18 protein-coding genes are annotated in these 16,870 nt (G+C 55.4%); 7 read left to right on the top strand and 11 right to left on the bottom strand.

All coding sequences use genetic code 11. The annotated features are described in order from the left end of the window. Positions 1–246 precede the first annotated feature (246 nt). Positions 247–1,224: an alpha/beta hydrolase gene (locus tag QUD59_RS06255; protein ID WP_286240271.1), complete on the top strand. Its 978-nt coding sequence runs from the start codon at positions 247–249 to the stop codon at positions 1,222–1,224. A 30-nt stretch (positions 1,225–1,254) separates the two neighbouring features. Here QUD59_RS06255 and serA read toward each other — a convergent pair whose 3' ends face one another. The 3 genes from serA to QUD59_RS06240 all read right to left on the bottom strand — a co-directional run bounded on the left by serA (position 1,255) and on the right by QUD59_RS06240 (position 3,923). Next, positions 1,255–2,487: a phosphoglycerate dehydrogenase gene (gene serA, locus QUD59_RS06250; RefSeq protein ID WP_286240269.1), complete on the bottom strand. Its 1,233-nt coding sequence runs from the start codon at positions 2,485–2,487 to the stop codon at positions 1,255–1,257. Between the two features lie 213 nt (positions 2,488–2,700). After that, positions 2,701–2,982: a pyrimidine/purine nucleoside phosphorylase gene (ppnP, locus tag QUD59_RS06245; RefSeq protein ID WP_286240268.1), complete on the bottom strand. Its 282-nt coding sequence runs from the start codon at positions 2,980–2,982 to the stop codon at positions 2,701–2,703. A 56-nt stretch (positions 2,983–3,038) separates the two neighbouring features. Beyond that, positions 3,039–3,923, bottom strand: coding sequence for a LysR family transcriptional regulator (locus tag QUD59_RS06240; RefSeq protein WP_286240267.1), 885 nt, complete (start codon positions 3,921–3,923; stop codon positions 3,039–3,041). Positions 3,924–4,016: 93 nt separating this feature from the next. Between QUD59_RS06240 and QUD59_RS06235 the strand changes: the two genes are divergently transcribed. From QUD59_RS06235 to QUD59_RS06220, 4 genes are read left to right on the top strand one after another with little or no spacing between them, the layout of a single operon-like run. Next, entirely contained in the window at positions 4,017–5,225 is a 1,209-nt protein-coding gene (locus QUD59_RS06235; protein WP_286240266.1) for an MFS transporter, read from the top strand. 34 nt (positions 5,226–5,259) lie between these two features. Further along, positions 5,260–5,922 carry a fumarylacetoacetate hydrolase family protein gene (locus QUD59_RS06230; protein WP_286240265.1) on the top strand — a complete coding sequence of 221 codons (663 nt, stop codon included), beginning with the start codon at positions 5,260–5,262 and terminating at the stop codon, positions 5,920–5,922. After that, positions 5,922–6,692, top strand: a complete 771-nt coding sequence (locus QUD59_RS06225) for a DUF2927 domain-containing protein (protein ID WP_286240264.1) — start codon at positions 5,922–5,924, stop codon at positions 6,690–6,692. Before QUD59_RS06230 ends, QUD59_RS06225 begins: the two co-directional genes overlap by 1 nt. A gap of 12 nt (positions 6,693–6,704) precedes the next feature. Further along, positions 6,705–7,118, top strand: a complete 414-nt coding sequence (locus QUD59_RS06220) for a CopD family protein (RefSeq protein ID WP_286240262.1) — start codon at positions 6,705–6,707, stop codon at positions 7,116–7,118. Between the two features lie 4 nt (positions 7,119–7,122). Here the strand turns inward: QUD59_RS06220 and QUD59_RS06215 are convergent, their stop codons facing one another. From QUD59_RS06215 to QUD59_RS06180, 8 genes are all read right to left on the bottom strand, one after another. Then, a complete protein-coding gene (locus QUD59_RS06215) occupies positions 7,123–7,734 on the bottom strand; it encodes a ubiquinone biosynthesis accessory factor UbiJ (RefSeq protein WP_286240261.1) in 612 nt (203 codons plus the stop codon). A gap of 13 nt (positions 7,735–7,747) precedes the next feature. Next, positions 7,748–8,506: a bifunctional demethylmenaquinone methyltransferase/2-methoxy-6-polyprenyl-1,4-benzoquinol methylase UbiE gene (gene ubiE / locus QUD59_RS06210; RefSeq protein WP_286240260.1), complete on the bottom strand. Its 759-nt coding sequence runs from the start codon at positions 8,504–8,506 to the stop codon at positions 7,748–7,750. Between the two features lie 81 nt (positions 8,507–8,587). After that, on the bottom strand, positions 8,588–8,971 hold the full coding sequence (locus tag QUD59_RS06205; protein ID WP_286240259.1) for a gamma-butyrobetaine hydroxylase family protein: 384 nt from the start codon (positions 8,969–8,971) through the stop codon (positions 8,588–8,590). A 12-nt stretch (positions 8,972–8,983) separates the two neighbouring features. Next, positions 8,984–10,318 (bottom strand): ATP-dependent protease ATPase subunit HslU, encoded by a 1,335-nt coding sequence (gene hslU, locus QUD59_RS06200; protein ID WP_286240258.1) that lies wholly within the window; start codon positions 10,316–10,318, stop codon positions 8,984–8,986. A 19-nt stretch (positions 10,319–10,337) separates the two neighbouring features. Further along, on the bottom strand, positions 10,338–10,868 hold the full coding sequence (gene hslV, locus QUD59_RS06195) for an ATP-dependent protease subunit HslV (protein WP_286240257.1): 531 nt from the start codon (positions 10,866–10,868) through the stop codon (positions 10,338–10,340). Positions 10,869–11,029: 161 nt separating this feature from the next. After that, positions 11,030–11,650 carry an SPOR domain-containing protein gene (locus tag QUD59_RS06190; protein ID WP_286240256.1) on the bottom strand — a complete coding sequence of 207 codons (621 nt, stop codon included), beginning with the start codon at positions 11,648–11,650 and terminating at the stop codon, positions 11,030–11,032. A gap of 4 nt (positions 11,651–11,654) precedes the next feature. Next, positions 11,655–13,340: an arginine--tRNA ligase gene (gene argS, locus QUD59_RS06185; RefSeq protein ID WP_286240255.1), complete on the bottom strand. Its 1,686-nt coding sequence runs from the start codon at positions 13,338–13,340 to the stop codon at positions 11,655–11,657. Positions 13,341–13,475: 135 nt separating this feature from the next. After that, positions 13,476–15,671, bottom strand: coding sequence for a primosomal protein N' (locus QUD59_RS06180; RefSeq protein ID WP_286240254.1), 2,196 nt, complete (start codon positions 15,669–15,671; stop codon positions 13,476–13,478). Between the two features lie 171 nt (positions 15,672–15,842). Here QUD59_RS06180 and rpmE point away from each other — a divergent pair, with 171 nt between their 5' ends. Continuing rightward, positions 15,843–16,058, top strand: coding sequence for a 50S ribosomal protein L31 (gene rpmE / locus QUD59_RS06175; protein WP_286240253.1), 216 nt, complete (start codon positions 15,843–15,845; stop codon positions 16,056–16,058). Between the two features lie 12 nt (positions 16,059–16,070). Beyond that, a complete protein-coding gene (locus QUD59_RS06170; RefSeq protein WP_286240252.1) occupies positions 16,071–16,841 on the top strand; it encodes a thermonuclease family protein in 771 nt (256 codons plus the stop codon). The last annotated feature ends 29 nt before the right edge of the window (positions 16,842–16,870 follow it).

Genomic DNA, 16,870 nt, shown 5'->3' with positions numbered 1-16,870 from the left:
TTATATGTTCTGTCAGTCCCGGCGCGAGGCAACCGTGAACTGGATGTTATTGCTGCCCGGGGCAGCTTGTATTGTGCATTGCAACAGTAGCGCAATGCCGGGTTATTGTCGCCCAACTCGACCCAAAAGTATGATAAACGGGCCTTATAATCGGTATAAGTTGAACGAATGGGGTAGCGGATGAACTAGAATGCAGGTAGAGAAACCGCCGGTTTCAGAGGCGTTGAGGAGGAGAGCTGATCAGTGATGCAGCGTTTTGACAGGGATATTCTTATTCGGGGATTGGCAAATTTCACCGAGGCCGGTTCAGGTGTGCCGAGCGAGAGCGTTCGCGCTTATCTGGCGACCTACCACCTGCTGGATCTGGTCGCCGGGGCGGAGTACCGGATCGGCCGGATCTGTCTGGATGATACCTGGGTAACGCTGCAATTTTATGGTCAGAAAACGGGGCAGGGCAGTCGCGGGACCGTGGTGATTCTGCACGGTTACATGGATCATGTCGGGCTCTACCAGCGCCTGATCCACGACCTGCACCGGCAGGGTTATGATCTGCTCTGTTACGATCTCAGTGGTCACGGGCTCTCCGATGGCGATGCGCTGGCGGTGGATGATTTTCAGCATTATGCGAGTCAGTTAGCTGAGCTGCTGACCTGCCTGCAATCAACGCTGGTGCATCCGGTGCATCTGCTTGGACAGAGTACCGGAGCGGCGGTGATTATGGCCCATCAGTTGTTGTTCAGCACGCAACAGATGGTGCCGCTGGGGCAGCGGATTCTGTTGGCGCCGCTGGTTCGCCCTGCCCTGTGGCGTTCTATCCGGCGTAAATTCCGCCTGTTGAAATACTTTCTGCGGCGGGTGCCACGGCGTTACAGTCTGAATTCACATGACAAAGTGTTCTGCCGTTTTATCAGCGAGCAGGACCCGCTGCAGCACCGGGACATTCCGGTCAGTTGGGTGGGAGCGATGCTCGCCTGGGGAGATTGGGTTGAGCAGCACAAACCGGTGCCCGGAGGGATACATATGATTCAGGGAACTGGCGATGGCACAGTAGACTGGCGGCATAATATGGCGGTACTGGGGCGGCTTTACCCCGAGCTGGATTTGTTGCTGATTGAGGAAGCAAGGCACCATCTGGTGAATGAAACGGCTCACTATCGGGACCGGGTTTTCAACAGAATAGAGCAGATTTTACAGCAGTGGGAAAACGAAAACGGGCAGCCCTGAGGCTGCCCGTTTGAAAGGTAAAGAACCTGATCAGAACAGGCGACGGCAGCGGATAGTGCCATCGATGTGTTTCAGGTTTTCCAGCGCAACGTCGGAGTAATCTGCGTCAACGTCGATCACTACGTAACCCACTTTCTCGTTAGTCTGCAGGTACTGACCGCTGATGTTGATGCTGTTCTCAGAGAACACGCTGTTGATCGCTGTCATGATGCCCGGCACGTTGTTATGAACGTGCAGCAGACGGTGTACATTCGGATGTTCCGGCAGAGCCACCTCAGGGAAGTTAACGGAGGTGATGGAAGAGCCGTTATCGCTGTACTTGATCAGCTTTTCAGATACTTCGTAACCGATGTTTTCCTGAGCTTCCATAGTGGAACCGCCCACGTGTGGCGTCAGGATGACGTTGTCGTACTCACGCAGTGGCGAGATGAACTCGTCATTGTTGGTGCGTGGTTCAACCGGGAATACATCGATCGCAGCGCCCAGCAGGCGGCCGGAATCCAGTGCCTGGCACAGCTCATCGATCACTACGACAGTGCCGCGCGCCGCGTTGATAAAGATGGAACCCTGTTTCATTTCTGCAAACTGAGCTTCACCCATCATGTTTTTGGTCGATGGTGTTTCCGGAACGTGCAGGGAAACAATGTCGCTCATGTTCAGCAGCTCTTTCATAGAGCCAACCTGAGTTGCATTACCGAGTGGCAGTTTGGTGACAACGTCGTAGAAGTAAACGTCCATGCCCAGAGACTCAGCGATAACGCTCAACTGGGAACCGATGCTGCCGTAGCCGACAATACCCAGTTTCTTGCCACGGATCTCGTAGGAGTTTTTCGCAGTTTTCTGCCACTCACCACGGTGTGCCTTGGCGTTTTTCTCAGCGACGCCACGCAGCAGCAGGATCGCTTCGGCAATAACCAGTTCCGCAACGGAACGGGTGTTGGAGTAGGGTGCGTTGAATACAGCAACGCCGCGCATAGTCGCTGCTTCCAGATTTACCTGATTGGTGCCGATGCAGAAACAACCTACGGCAACCAGCTTCTCAGCGGCTTCAAAAACTTTTTCGGTTAGCTGAGTACGGGAACGGATACCGACAAAGTGCACATCTTTGATACGTGCAATCAGCTCTTCCTCCGGCAGGGAGCCGGTGAGGAATTCAATGTTGGTATAACCATTCTGATTGAAGGTATCCACAGCAGACTGGTGAACGCCTTCCAGCAACAAAATCTTGATCTTGCTCTTATCAAGAGAGGTTGTTTGAGTCATGGTGTGCAGCTCTTTTTTTGGCGTGGCCTGGCACGTTCAGTACGGATGCCACGGGTTTAATGCTTAATTCTGAGGGCGAATATTAGCACAGGCAAAGTTGAAAGGGATGAAAGTTCCGGCGGGTTTGGTGGAAAAATATTCAACTTGAGATGAGGCGATTGAATTTTAACCGCGGTTTGCCGGGAGAGAGTGAGGCTCTCTCCCGGAACGGAATTAACCGTAGAAGCAGAGGTAGGCGGTTGCCTGTTCTACTTTTAGCTGGAACTTCTGATTCGCAGCGACTTTGAACTCGGTGCCACCAGGGAACGACTGAAATTCATCGCTGCCCGGCAGTTTGACGATCAGTTCGCCGCTGACCACTTTCATCAGCTCATCTTCACTGGTGCCGAACTCATATTCACCCGGAGCCATAACACCGGAGGTTACATTACCTTCACTGTTTTCGAAGCCGATGGATTTTACTTTACCATCGAAATATTCATTCACATTAAGCATGATCAGATCTCCTGAAATTTGCGCGAATCATAAAGATAAATGCAGATCGCTGCAATCTATAGACAGTTCCTTCCGCTTTGCTCCAGAACAAAGTCAACAAAAGTCCGGTTGGCCTGTGACAGATAACCATCCCGGCGCCAGGCGATAGACAGGTCAAGCCAGACCGGCTTAGTGAAGGGACGGGCGACCAGTTCCGGTTCATCGCGGATCACCATTTCCATCAGTGTTGAGATGGCAAAGCCCTGCCTGACAATCGATTTGATCAGCGGGATCAGGTTGGTTTCAAAACTGATATTCGGCTTCAGGCCCGCCTGTTTCGAAAGGCGGTCGACCACGTTGCGATGGAAATAACCGCTGTTGAACATCACCAGCTCTTCTGCGAAAAGTTGTTCATAATCGACACTGTCGAGGCCGGCAAAAGGGTGCTCGCGCGGGCAGATCACCATCATCTGTTCACGCAGAAATACTTCAGACTGCAGGGTTTCCGGGGTGGATTCATCCACCACCACTGCCAGATCCAGTTCACCCTGTTCCAGCAGTTGCTGTAATTTGCCGGCACCGCCATCAATGACCGTCAGGTTAAGCTGTGGATAACGATGGCGAAAGGCCATCAGAATGGGGGGGAAGTGATAGGAGCCGAGCATGCTGGGTATTCCCACCCGAACCTCTCCCCGCAGCAGACCCTTGAGTTCCTGCATCTCCAGAAGTGCATCTTCGGTGGCCTGAAGAATACGTGCGGCATGCCCATACAGGCGGTGCCCTTCATCAGTCAGGCTGACTTTTCGGTCTTTTCGATGAAACAGGGTGAGTTCCAGCTCCTCCTCCAGCTTACGGATCGCCATGCTGATCGCTGGCTGAGCGATGTGCAACAGCGCTGCGGCCTGGGTAAAGCTGCGCAGATCGGCAACGGTTTTGAAGTAACGCAGGTGTTTAATGTCCATCTATCAGCTTTATTTATCAATTTGATAATAAGTATATATTTTAATGATTTTGTTGCCACTGCTAGGCTGGGTTTCAACCAATGAGGTACTCCCATGATCGAAACCGGCACAGCACAATTCTGGCGCGCAACTCTGGCTCTCTGCCTGGGTTCCTTTATGATCTTTTCCAACGTCTATGTGACCCAGCCACTGTTGCCAATGCTATCGACTGAATTTGCGGTCAGCCCGTTGCAGGCAAGCTGGAGTATGACCGTGACTACCCTGACGCTTGGTGTTTCGCTGCTGCTGTTCGGGCCACTGTCGGACGCCATTGGTCGTACCCGGCTGATGGTGCTGAGTATGTGTGGTGTCGTGCTGTGCAGTTTTGCTCTGTCGCTGGTGGAGGATTTTACGATGTTGATTCTGCTGCGCGCAGTGCAGGGAATCTGTCTGGCGGGTTTGCCGGCCATCGCTATCGCTTATATGGGCGATGAATTCAGTAAAAAAGCGTTGGCTGTGGCGGTGGGTATTTATATCAGCGGTAACACGCTGGGTGGCATCGGTGGGCGTCTGATCGGCGGTTTTGTAGGAGACTGGCTGGGATGGCAGGAGGCGTTTGCAGCGATGAGTCTGGTCAGTCTGATCTGCCTCAGCCTGTTTGTCTGGTTACTGCCAGCGTCAGAGCACTTCAGTGCGCAGCCGGTGAAACCGGGGCGGATGTTGCGTGATATGCTGTCGCATCTGCGGAATCCTTTGTTGTTGCTGGCCTATCTGATTGGCGGTTTTAACTTTTTTATCTTTATCAATCAGTACAGCTACGCCACTTTTTTGTTGGCGGGAGAGCCCTACCAGCTACCGGCCAGCCTGCTGGGCATGTTGTTTCTTACCTATCTGAGCGGCACGCTGGGGTCTGCGCTTTCCGGGCGGTTTGTGCAACTGCTGCCGCAGCCGCTGGTGATTGCAGCAGGATGTGCTGTGCTGATGGTCGGGTCTCTGCTGACCCTGATTCCGGCATTGTGGGCGATTGTGCTGGGCTTTCTGGTCAATGCATTTGGTTTCTTTGTTGCCCATTCCAGTGCCAGTAGCTGGGTCAGTCAGCGTGCGACCCATGCCCGGGCAACCGCTTCCTCCATCTATCTGGTGTTTTACTATCTGGGTGCCAGCAGTGGTGGCTTCTATCTGGATCCGTTCTGGCGCTGGGCCGGCTGGCAGGGGATTGTGATCGGCTCTCTGTGTGTGCTGGCCCTGACCCTGAGTCTGGCGCTGACCCTGCATCTGAAAACCCGTAGCAAGCCGCTGGTGGTGGCCGCCGTGGCCGGGTAAACTGCGGCAATCCCTCTCTCTGTATGGAGTTGTTATGAGTTATAACCACCGTTTTCTGGATGGCCGCCGTGCTGACCTTCCCACGGGTAAAGTGATCTGCATCGGTCGCAACTACGCTGATCATGCCGCTGAACTGAATAATCCCATCCCTGCTGAACCGATCCTGTTTATCAAACCGGCCAGCAGCGTGGTGGATATGACCGAACCATTTGCTGTGCCGACGCAATGGGGGGAGGTGCATTTTGAAACAGAGATGTCGATCCTGATTGGTAGGCGTTTACAGCAGGCAACGGAAGCCGAAGCCGAAGCGGCTATTGCCGGCATTGGTATCGGCCTTGATCTGACACTGCGTGAGTTGCAATCCCGTCTCAAGGAGAAAGGGCATCCCTGGGAGAAATCTAAAGCCTTTGACGGGGCCTGCCCGCTTTCGCCTTTTGTTACGCCTGATCAGGTCTCCGATCTGCAGGATGTTGGGGTGAAGCTGACGGTGAATGGCGAACTGCGCCAGCAGGGGAACAGTGCGCTGATGCTGAACCGGGTTTTACCGCTGATCTGTCATAGCAGTGAGTTCTTCACGCTGGAGCCCGGTGATGTGATTCTGACCGGCACCCCGGCGGGTGTCGGGCCGGTTGAACCGGGCGATCAGTTGACGGCAGAGCTTGATGGCCTGCTCTCGGTGACGACGCGGGCTATCTGATGCTGCTGCGCCTGTTGCTGTTCGTCGCGCTGAGTGTGCCTGCCTGGGCTGCAGAACCGCCGCGCTGGCAGCAACCGGGGTTTATCCAGCAGGCGTTCTTTCAGGTCGCGCTGCGCAATGAATACAAAGCCGGTACCGGTGTATTGCGGCGCTGGCAGCAGCCGGTAAGGGTGTGGATTGATCATCAGGTTGCAGATCAGGCCCTGCATACCGATCTGGTTAAGATGCACCTGAAGCATCTGCAGGCCATTACCGGTCATTCTGTCTCTCTGGTCAGCAAACGTGATCAGGCCAACCTGATTCTGCTGTTTACCCGTCAGGCCCGCTGGCAGCAGGACGTTGGGAGGCTGTTGGGTAAAGCGGCAACCCGGCATACCCGCGGCGCTGTGTGTATGGCCAATTTCCGGCTTAACCGGCGTGCTGAAATTGACTGGGCGGCTGTCGTGATTCCGGTAGATCAGGCACGGATGCACGGTAAGCTGGTGGCCTGCATAGTTGAGGAGCTGACTCAGGTGCTTGGGTTGCCGAATGATTCGGAGCAGGCCTATCCCTCTATCTTTAACGATAAAACTCCGGAAGATCTGCTTACGGGGCTGGACTATCTGTTACTGAAACTGCTCTACCGTCCGGAGCTTAAGCCGGGGATGACTCAGCAGCAGTTACGCCCGGTTGTGCAAAACCTGCTCCGGCAGTGGCAGATTGAGGGTACAATCGGCAGCGCGGCGCAGCAGGTCAGGCGCGGTGAGCTTTATCCCCTGTTAGGTTACTGAGGTTGATGCAACATGCTCTGGGTTAAAACATTTCATATTCTGGCGATGACCAGTTGGATGGCGGGAATTTTCTATCTGCCACGGATCTTTGTGCATTACGTTGAGGGCCGTGAAGCCGGGCAGGATGTGACCCGTCTGGAGATTATGGCAGGCAAGCTTTACGGCTTTATGAGTGTAATGGCGCTGTTTACGCTGGGTTTGGGGCTCTGGCTCTGGCTTGGTTTTGGCTTTAGTGGTGGCTGGTTGCACGCCAAGCTGCTGTTTGTGGTGTTGCTGATCGGTTACCACCACTGGTGCAAAGCCTATCTGAAAAAGATGCGTGCCGGGCAGTTAGACAAGAGCGGGCGCTATTTTCGTCTGTTCAACGAACTGCCGTTGCTGATCTTTGTCCCGATTCTGATTCTGGTGGTGGTGAAGCCTTTTTAAGGCGCTATCGGGCCTGCAATGCGGCGACTCGGGCACTGATCCGATCGCTGCGTTCACGTAATTCATCAATTTCGCTGTAGAAGCGTTCAACTTCCGGGCGTGTTGGGATCAGGCGGGCTTCTTCGCGCACGTACTCGTCCAGATTATGCAGCAGGCTGCTACCTGTGTTTTTATACCACTGGGCTTTCCACGCGGCATAAAGGGCCACCTGATGAGCCGGGAGTTCGCCAATAATGTCTGCCAGCATGGCTTCCCAGTCGATCCGGGCATCGCTGATGATCTCCTGAAACCGCGTCGCCAGCGCACTGTCACCGCTGATCTTAATGGTTTTGCCAAACATAGCGTCAGCCTTGTCGCGGCTGCTGAGCAGGGTCAGGAAATCGCTGGCGCTGCCGCTGAGGGTGGCGTCCGGGGTGTCATTGAACACCGATTGCAACTGAATACCGTCTGCATTCGGGATCAGGAACAGGTTCAGGCGGGGCAAGGTCAGTTCGATCTGAATGACCTTGCCACTGAGATGATTCAGATGCCCCAGCGTAACCGGGTCACGTTTCAGCAGCTGATTAATCAGGCTCTCGCCACTGGTGAACAGGGTTGCCTGTAGCATCTCAATCATGAAGAAGTACCGCTTAAGGTTTGATACCGGTATGCAGGGCGACGATACCGCCGGTCATGTTCTGGTATTTACAGTGGGTCAGACCGGCGTTCTGCATCATCCCCTTCAGGGTTTCCTGATCAGGGTGCATGCGGATCGACTCTGCCAGATAGCGATAGCTCTCGGCGTCACCGGCGATCACAGAGCCCATCTGCGGCAGGATATTGAAAGAGTAGAAATCGTAGGCCTTGGTCAGCAGCGGGTTATTGGTTTTGGAAAACTCCAGTACCATCAGCTTGCCGCCGGGTTTGAGCACCCGCGCCATCGAGCGCAGTGCTGCATCTTTATCGGTCACGTTGCGCAGACCAAAGGCGATGGTGATGACATCGAAGGTGTTATCCGGGAACGGCAGGCACTCGGCGTTGGCCTGAACAAATTCCACGTTACCGGTAACGCCTTTATCCAGCAGTTTGTCGCGACCGACCTTGAGCATGGAGTCGTTGATATCTGCCAGAACGACTTTGCCGGTTGGCCCGACCAGACGTGAAAAACGCATGGTCAGATCGCCGGTACCCCCGGCAATATCCAGCACTGAGTGGCCGGCACGGACGCCGCTCTGTTCAATAGTGATCCGCTTCCAGAGACGGTGTACACCGCCGGACATCAGATCGTTCATCAGGTCATATTTGCCCGCAACACTGTGAAATACATCGGCAACCCGTTGCACTTTCTCCTCGGTCTTGACGTTTTCATAGCCAAAATGCGTGGTGTCGTTCTGCTGCTGGTCAGCCATGTGTTCGATCCTGATGCTGTTGCGGTTTGATTGGCGTGATTGTACCGCTAAGGCTACGCCTTGTCTTGGCTATTGGGCGATTTAGGCACGACCGACTGCGATCAGCCCGCCATCCCGGCTTTCACCCGCGGCGGCCAGTTTATCCAGATATTCCTGCCAGTAGCGGTCATGCTGATGGGCCAGATCGTAGAGGCAATCCCAGGTATAGAGGCCGCTGTCATGGCCATCATCAAAGACGATCTTCAGCGCATAGTTGCCGCTCGGGATCAGTTCTTTGATCCCGACCAGCTTTTTGCCGGTCTGCAGAACGCCGTTACCGATGCCGTGACCCCGCACCTCCGCTGAAGGGGAGTGAACGCGCAGGTATTCGGCGGTCAGTTCGAAGCTGCCGTCGGCGTAGGTCAGCTCCAGAGTACGGGATTTTTTGTGCAGTTTAATCTGCGAGGGTACGGGCGCCTGAGACATGGTTTTCTCCGCTTAGAGTATGTAGTGGCTCAGATCTTCGTCCTGACTCAGCTCACTCAGTTGCTGGTCGACAAAGGCTTTGTCCACAGTGATGGTCTGGCCGCTGCAGTCGGATGCGCTGAAGGAAAGTTCTTCCAGCAGGCGCTCCATCATGGTGTGCAAACGGCGTGCACCGATGTTCTCGGTACGTTCGTTGACTTCAAACGCCAGCTCAGCGATTCGGCTGATCCCTTCGTCGGTAAACTCGACACTGACGCCCTCGGTTTTCAGCAGGGCGGTGTACTGATCGGTCAGGGATGCGTTGGGTTCACGCAGGATGCGACGGAACTCATCCGGCGTCAGGGCATTCAGTTCTACACGGATTGGCAGACGACCCTGCAGCTCAGGAATCAGGTCAGACGGTTTCGCCAGATGGAATGCCCCGGAAGCGATAAACAGGATATGGTCGGTTTTAACCATACCGTACTTCGTGCTTACGGTGCAGCCTTCGATCAGTGGCAGCAGATCACGCTGAACCCCTTCGCGGGAAACATCGCCGCTGCTGTTGGAACCGCCTTTACAGACTTTGTCGATCTCATCGAGGAAGACAATACCGTGCTGCTCAACCAGTTCGACGGCGTTCTGTTTCAGCTCATCCTCTTTTACCAGATTAGCGGCTTCTTCATCGGTGAGCATTTTGAAGGCTTCTTTAATCTTCAGGCGGCGGCTCTGTTTTTTGCCGCCCCCCATGCCGGAGAACATGCTCTGCAACTGGTTGGTCATCTCCTCCATGCCCGGAGGTGCCATGATCTCTACGCCCATCTGTGGTTGTGCTACGTCGATATCGATCTCTTTATCGTCGAGCTGGCCTTCACGCAGTTTCTTGCGGAAAACCTGACGGGTGGCACTGTCTTCACGGGTTGGCTCATTATCGCCAAAGCCGGTCGGGCGTGCCGGTGGCAGCAGGGCATCAAGAATACGCTCTTCGGCGGCTTCTTCGGCGCGGAAGCGGACTTTCTCCATCTCCTGTTCGCGCATCATTTTGATCGCCATATCCACCAGATCGCGGATGATGGTTTCCACATCGCGGCCGACGTAGCCCACTTCAGTGAATTTGGTGGCCTCAACCTTGATGAACGGGGCGTTTGCCAGCTTTGCCAGACGGCGGGCAATCTCGGTTTTGCCGACACCGGTAGGGCCGATCATCAGAATGTTCTTGGGGGTGACTTCAGCACGAAGCTCTTCATCCAGTTGCATCCGGCGCCAGCGGTTACGCAGGGCAATAGCCACGGAACGTTTGGCCTCATCCTGGCCGACAATGTGACGATCCAGCTCGGATACGATTTCACGGGGGGTCATATTAGACATCAATAGCTCCTTGGCGGTATCAGGTGGCTGAATCGAGGGTTTCGATGGTCAGGTTGTCATTGGTGAAAACGCAGATGCCGGCCGCAATATGCAGGCTTTTTTCCACGATATCACGGGCGTTCAGTTCGGTGTTTTCGGTCAGTGCACGGGCTGCGGCGAGGGCAAAGTTGCCGCCTGAGCCAATGGCGATGACGCCGTCTTCCGGTTCAATGACATCGCCGCTGCCGGAGATCAGGTAGGTTTTCTCCCGGTTGGCAACCAGCATCAGTGCTTCGAGGCGGCGCAGTACACGGTCACTTCGCCATTCGCGGGCCAGATGGATAACCGCATTAACGATATTGCCCTGATGCTTTTCCAGTTGGGCTTCAAACAGATCGCGCAGGGTGATGGCATCGGCGGTGGAACCGGCAAAACCGGTGATCACCTGATGTTTTGGCAGCATGTTCACTTTTTTGGCGCTGCCTTTCATTACGGTGTTGCCGAGGGAAACCTGGCCGTCGCCACCGACAACCACCTGGTCGCCACGGCGGACAGAGACAATCGTTGTCATTTATCTGCTCCTGATGGGAGTTAACAATTCAGTGCCGGTAACTGGAGGATGACGCATGGCACTGCTCAATTCAGTTAACAGGAAGATGGTGGCATTTGGGTGAATTTCAAGAGAGGAAATAAAAAGCCGACAAGGTTGTTGCCGGCTTTCATGATCAGACGTTACTGCTTGATGCGCAGAGGCTGAATATTCTTTTGTACCAGTTTGTCATAGGCTTTTGACAGGCGTGAGCGATTCTCAAAAGGCCCGGTCCTGACCCGATACCAGATCGAACCATCACTGCTGGTGCTGCTGTTGGTGTGGACATTGGGCAGGCCCATCAGTATCAGTTGCGCACGCATCCGCTCTGCATCGGACTTGCTGCGGAATGAGCCGGCCTGCAGCAGGTATTTCGTCTGCGACTGGACGGTTTTGGGTGTCGATTTGTAGGCCTCTACCTGAGGGGTTTTGACCTCGCTCTTTTCCAGCATCTCATAGAACTCAAAGCGTTTGCTTTCAGTGGTCTGAGGCTGAGCCGGAGCGGGTTCAGGCGTCGGCCTGGGCGCAGGTTTCGGACGTTCCGGATTGCTGTTGGCCAGTGGCGTGGTGGCTTTTTCCGGAGCGACCTTGGTCAGTTGGTAGAGACCGTAGCCCAGCCCGGAAAAAAGCAGCAGTGTCACCGCCAGCAGGGCGCTGGGAAAGCGCCGTGCCGGTTTTGCCGGTGCCCGCTTGGGGGCGGGGCGGGAGCGACTGGCCGCCGCCTTACCGCGTTTGTTTTTTGCGTAGTCCTTGCGCGAAGCCATCGGCTTACATCAGCTCCGGTGCGGTGACACCCAGCAGTTCCAGACCGTTGGCCAGAACGTGACGTACCGCCACGGCCAGTGTCAGACGTGCATCCCGCAGGGCGCTGTCATCAACCAGGGTTTTTTCGGAGTTGTAGTAGGTGTGGAATTCCGCAGCGAGGTCACGCAGGTAGTTGGCGATCTGGTGTGGTTCGCGCGCATTGGCTGCGTTGCGCACCACCTCTGGGTAGCGGCCCAGCGTAATGACCAGATTCTTCTCGGATTCCAGCTCCAGACGATCCAGTGCAGCGATGCCGCTCTCTTCATCCCAGCTCAGGCTGTTTTCAGCCAGCTTGCGGAAGATAGAGCAGACCCGGGCATGAGCGTACTGAATATAGTAAACCGGGTTGTCGGCAGATTCTGAACGGGCCAGATCAATATCGAAGGTCAGGTGGCTGTCTGATTTGCGCGCTGCGAGGAAGTAGCGGGTGGCGTCCCGGCCTACCTCTTCAATCAGATCGCGCAGGGTGACGTAGCTGCCGGCACGTTTCGAGATTTTAACCTCTTCTCCGCCTTTCATTACGGTCACCATCTGGTGCAGAACATAGTCCGGCCAGCCCTGTGGAATATCGGCTTTCAGCGCCTGTAAGCCGGCGCGTACGCGGGTAATGGTGCTGTGGTGGTCGGCACCCTGTTCGTTGATTACGGTGTCGAAGCCGCGCTGCCATTTGTCCAGATGGTAGGCAACGTCCGGTACGAAATAGGTGTAGCCACCGTCTTTCTTACGCATGACCCGGTCTTTGTCATCGCCGAATTCAGTGGTGCGCAGCCAGAGTGCGCCGTCCTCTTCGTAGGTGAAATCGTTCGCGATCAGTTTTTCAACAGCCGCTTCTACTTTTCCATCTTCATAGAGTGAGGATTCGAGGAAGTAAACGTCAAAATCTACGGCAAACGCTTTCAGGTCGAGATCCTGTTCGTGGCGCAGGTAGGCCACGGCAAAGTGGCGGATCGCCTCCAGATCATCGGCATCTTTGGTGCCGGTAAAGCTCTGGTCGGCTGAGCTGACGGTTTCGCCACGCATGTAGCTCTCGGCCAGCTCAACGATGTAGTCGCCACGGTAGCCGTCGGCAGGCCAGCTTGGGTCTTCCGGGGTCAGGCCTTTGCAGCGGGCCTGTACCGAGAGGGCCAGATTGTTAATCTGCTGGCCGGCATCGTTGTAGTAGAACTCACGGGTCACGTCCCAGCCGGTAGCTTCCATCAGGCGACAGAGGCAGTCACCTACGGCTGCACCGCGGCCATGGCCGATATGCAGAGGGCCGGTCGGGTTGGCAGAGACAAACTCAACCTGCACCTTGCGACCAGCGCCGTCGTCATTGCGGCCGTAATTCTGTTTCTGTTCCAGAATGGTTTTTACCAGACTGCTGGTGGATGCGCCGCTGATAAAGAAGTTGATGAAACCGGGGCCTGCGATTTCGCTACGCGTGAGGTTTTCAGACTCAGGCAGGGCCGCAACAATCTTCTCCGCCAGTTGGCGGGGATTGCTTCTGGCCGCTTTAGCCAGTGTCATAGCAATATTGGATGCGTAGTCACCGTGGCTTTTGTCACGGGTGTTTTCAACCATGATTTTAGGCTGCACATCTGCGGGCAGGGTGCCGTCGTCAATCAGGTTTTTCAGGGCGGAATCGATCAGCTCTGCAATAATCTGTTTCATTAGCGTACTTATACCGTTTGGATTCAGTCGGCGGGCCCGCGTGTCTGATTTTTTGCCTCAGTAACCGGGGCCTTGAAGAACCGCGTATTATCCCCGTAAAGGGGTTCTTTGTTAAGGGCTCTGGTTAAGAATCGGCTAAAAAGTATCCGCCGGATCCACATCGATCGACCAGCGCACTTTGCGTGATTCCGGATTCTGTTCCAGATACCAGCAGAGGCTGGCCAGCAGTTGATGCAGCGCTTTGCGGTTCTGGCCGTAAATCATCAGTTGGGCGCGGTGCATGCCGGCACGTTTTTCCATGGGGGAGGGAAAAGGGCCGATCCAGTGGGCGCCCGGTGGCAACAGCAGATCATCTTCGAGTTGTTGCCGTATTGCTCCTAAAAATGCTTCGGCCCGGCCTTTCTGGCTGGTTTCGGCGCGCAGCAGGGCGTAATGGCTGTAGGGTGGCAACTGAGCTGCTTTGCGGTTGTTCAGCTCGACCAGCGCAAAAGCGCTGTAGCCCTGTTCGACCAGTGTTTGCAGGATCGGGTGATCGGCATGGTAGGTCTGCATCATTACGGTTCCGGGATGGTCTGCTCGTCCGGCTCGCCCGGCAACCTGCAGAATCAGTTGCGCGGTGCGTTCCATACCACGGAAGTCGGCGCTGAACAGTCCGCTGTCAGCGTTCAGAATGGCGACCAGAGTCACTTTGGGGAAGTGATGACCTTTGGCCAGCATCTGAGTGCCGACCAGTATGCAGGGGTCGCCGGAGTTTACCTGATGCATGATCTCCTGCATGGCATGTTTGCGCTGAGTGCTGTCGCGGTCGACCCGGATGACCGGAAAATCCGGGAACAACTGCTGCAGGGCCTGTTCGCTACGTTCCGTGCCGACGCCGACGGGCTGTAACTGGTCGCTGCCGCACTCCTGACAGTGCAGGGGGATGCCGCTCTGTTTGTCGCAGTGGTGGCAGTGCAGGTGTGGCGGGTTCTGATGCAGCGTCATGTGCGCATCGCAGCGGGTGCAATCGGCTATCCAGCCGCAGTCATGGCAGCTCAGCGTGGGGGAGAAACCGCGCCGGTTGAGAAAAACCAGTACCTGCGTGCCGCTTTCAAGGTGTTGCCGGATGGCGCTGACCAACGCCGGTGACAGTCCCTCCTGGAGCGGGATCTGGCGAATATCCAGTAACTCAAACCGGGGTGGTGCCGAGTTGCCGGCACGCTGGGTTATGCGAAGCCAGTGGTAGCGCCCTTCAATTGCGTTGTGCAGCGTCTCCAGCGATGGGGTGGCGCTGCCGAGAACCAGCGGTATCTGCTCATCCCGGGCGCGCATGGCCGCAAGATCGCGGGCGGAATAGCGAAAGCCGTCCTGCTGTTTAAAGGAGGGGTCGTGCTCCTCATCGATAATAATAATGCCGGGCTTCTGAAGCGGAGTGAAAATTGCTGAGCGGGTACCGATGACAATCCGGGCGATCCCTTCGCGAGCCTGCAACCAGGCGTCAAGGCGCTGGCGATCAGTCATGTTGGAGTGCAGGGCGACAATGGGGACGCTGAAGCGTTGCTTGAAGCGGTTGACGGTTTGCGGGGTCAGGCCGATCTCCGGTACCAGTACCAGTGCCTGCAGGCCTGCATTCAATCGTTGCTCGATGGCCTGCAGGTAAACCTCAGTTTTACCTGAGCCGGTGATGCCTTCCAGCAGATTGATAGAAAATGCCTGTTCTGCATTGATCTGTTGCAGGCAACTCGCCTGTTCAGGGTTCAGTGGCAGCGGGGCTTCATGCAATATTTGTGAGGTCGGGGTTTTATGGCAGCGCTGGAATGATTCTGCCAGCCCTTTTTCCTGTAGCGTACTAAGGTTGCTGACCTGTCCGCCCTCCGCACGAAGGGCGTCGGTGCTGATTCCCTGAGGATGTTCCAGCAGTAACTGCAAGAGCGCTATCTGGCGATGAGCATTGGCTTTCAGTTGAGCAATGCTGGCTCCTTCGGCTGCGCGCCACAGGGTTTCGTGCTGGTATTCACAGGGTTGTCCTTTACGCAGCAATACCGGCAGCGCCTGTTGCAGGGCATCCCCCTCCGGGTGCTGGTAGTAGCTGGCCGCCCAGCGAGCGAGTTTTAACAGATGCCGGGGGAGTGGCGGTTCGGTATCGAGAATGCTGCGTGCCGGCTTCAGACGACTGAGTTCAAACTCGCTCTGATCTGTGATTTCCATCAGAATGCCGATCACTTCCCGCTTGCCGAACGGGGCCAGAACCCTGACCCCCGGTTGGAGTTGAGTCGGGTTGCAACCAGCCGGTGGCAGGTAGTCAAACAGGCGGCGTAGCGGGCTGGGAATTGCAAGACGTAGAATGGTCATGGTTTTCTATTGAGTTGCTCACTATTTAAGCGATTTTGTGTTGCTAAGCATTCTATGCATGCGTATAATCCGCCGCCTACTTAACGTGCCGGTGTTAAAGCCGGTAGTTTAAATCAATGCGGTGCCTGGCAGAAGATCAGGTGGCGGCATGAAGAAAACATGAGGTTTGTCATGAAAGCTGGTATCCACCCGGAATACTCTGAAATCTCCGCTACCTGTTCTTGCGGAAACGTAGTTAAAACCAAGTCTACTCTTGGTAAAGACATTCACTTGGACGTTTGCTCCGCTTGCCACCCGTTCTACACTGGTAAGCAGAAAGAAGCGACTTCTGGTGGTCGTATCGATCGCTTCAACAAGCGTTTTGGGTCTCGCGGCCTGAAAAAATAAGTGAAGTCGCTGATGCGAATTCTGAAAAAGGCGCTACCGTTATGGGGCGCCTTTTTTGTTGCTCTGAGTTTGCCGGCAGAGGCGCGCTGCCTGCCTGATCAGGCGCTGCTGCCGGTACAAATAGAAAGCGTGGTGGATGGGGATACGGTTCATCTGCAGGATGGTCGTAAAGTCCGCTTGATTGGCCTGAATGCTCCGGAAGCCGGAAGTGAGGATCGTCCGGCAGAGTTCGGCGCGGAGCTGGCCACTAAGCGGCTCCGGGAGCTGTTGCAGAGCGCAGATGTGAAGATGAGCCTGGAGACGCAGCCTCGTGATCATTATGGGCGCTGGTTGGGGCATCTGTGGGTTGAAGGGCAGTCGGTGGCGGAGCAGTTGCTGCGTGAAGGGCTGGCTTTTTATATCGCGATTCCACCGAACCTGAAATACAGTGCATGTCTGCAGCAGGCTGAGTCGGTTGCGGTCGGGAAGCGTGTGGGATTATGGCGAGATACTATCTGGCATGAGGCTGCCGCGCTGGAGGGGATATCTGCCGGGTTTAAGCTGGTGCAGGGACGGGTCAGCCGGGTCCGGGAGATTCGTTCCGGATGGATCGTTGAGCTGGACCATCGCCTCGCGATCAGGTTATCCTCGGAACAGGCGGTGATGTTAGACCCGAAGTATCTGACGGGCCGCAGGATCCGGGTTCGTGGGTGGCTAAGGCCCCGTCAGCCGCGTGCTCCCAAGCATTTCATGCCCTGGTTTATCAATCTGAATCATTCCTCGCATTTGCAGCTTTTTCCCTAAATCTTTCGTTTATACGACTTCTTTGCAGG

It is taken from the genome of Neptuniibacter halophilus (assembly GCF_030295765.1).
GTDB classification, from domain to species: domain Bacteria; phylum Pseudomonadota; class Gammaproteobacteria; order Pseudomonadales; family Balneatricaceae; genus Neptuniibacter; species Neptuniibacter halophilus.
Note: the sequence above shows the minus strand (reverse complement) of the source record. Positions and strands in the feature narration are given on the sequence as shown.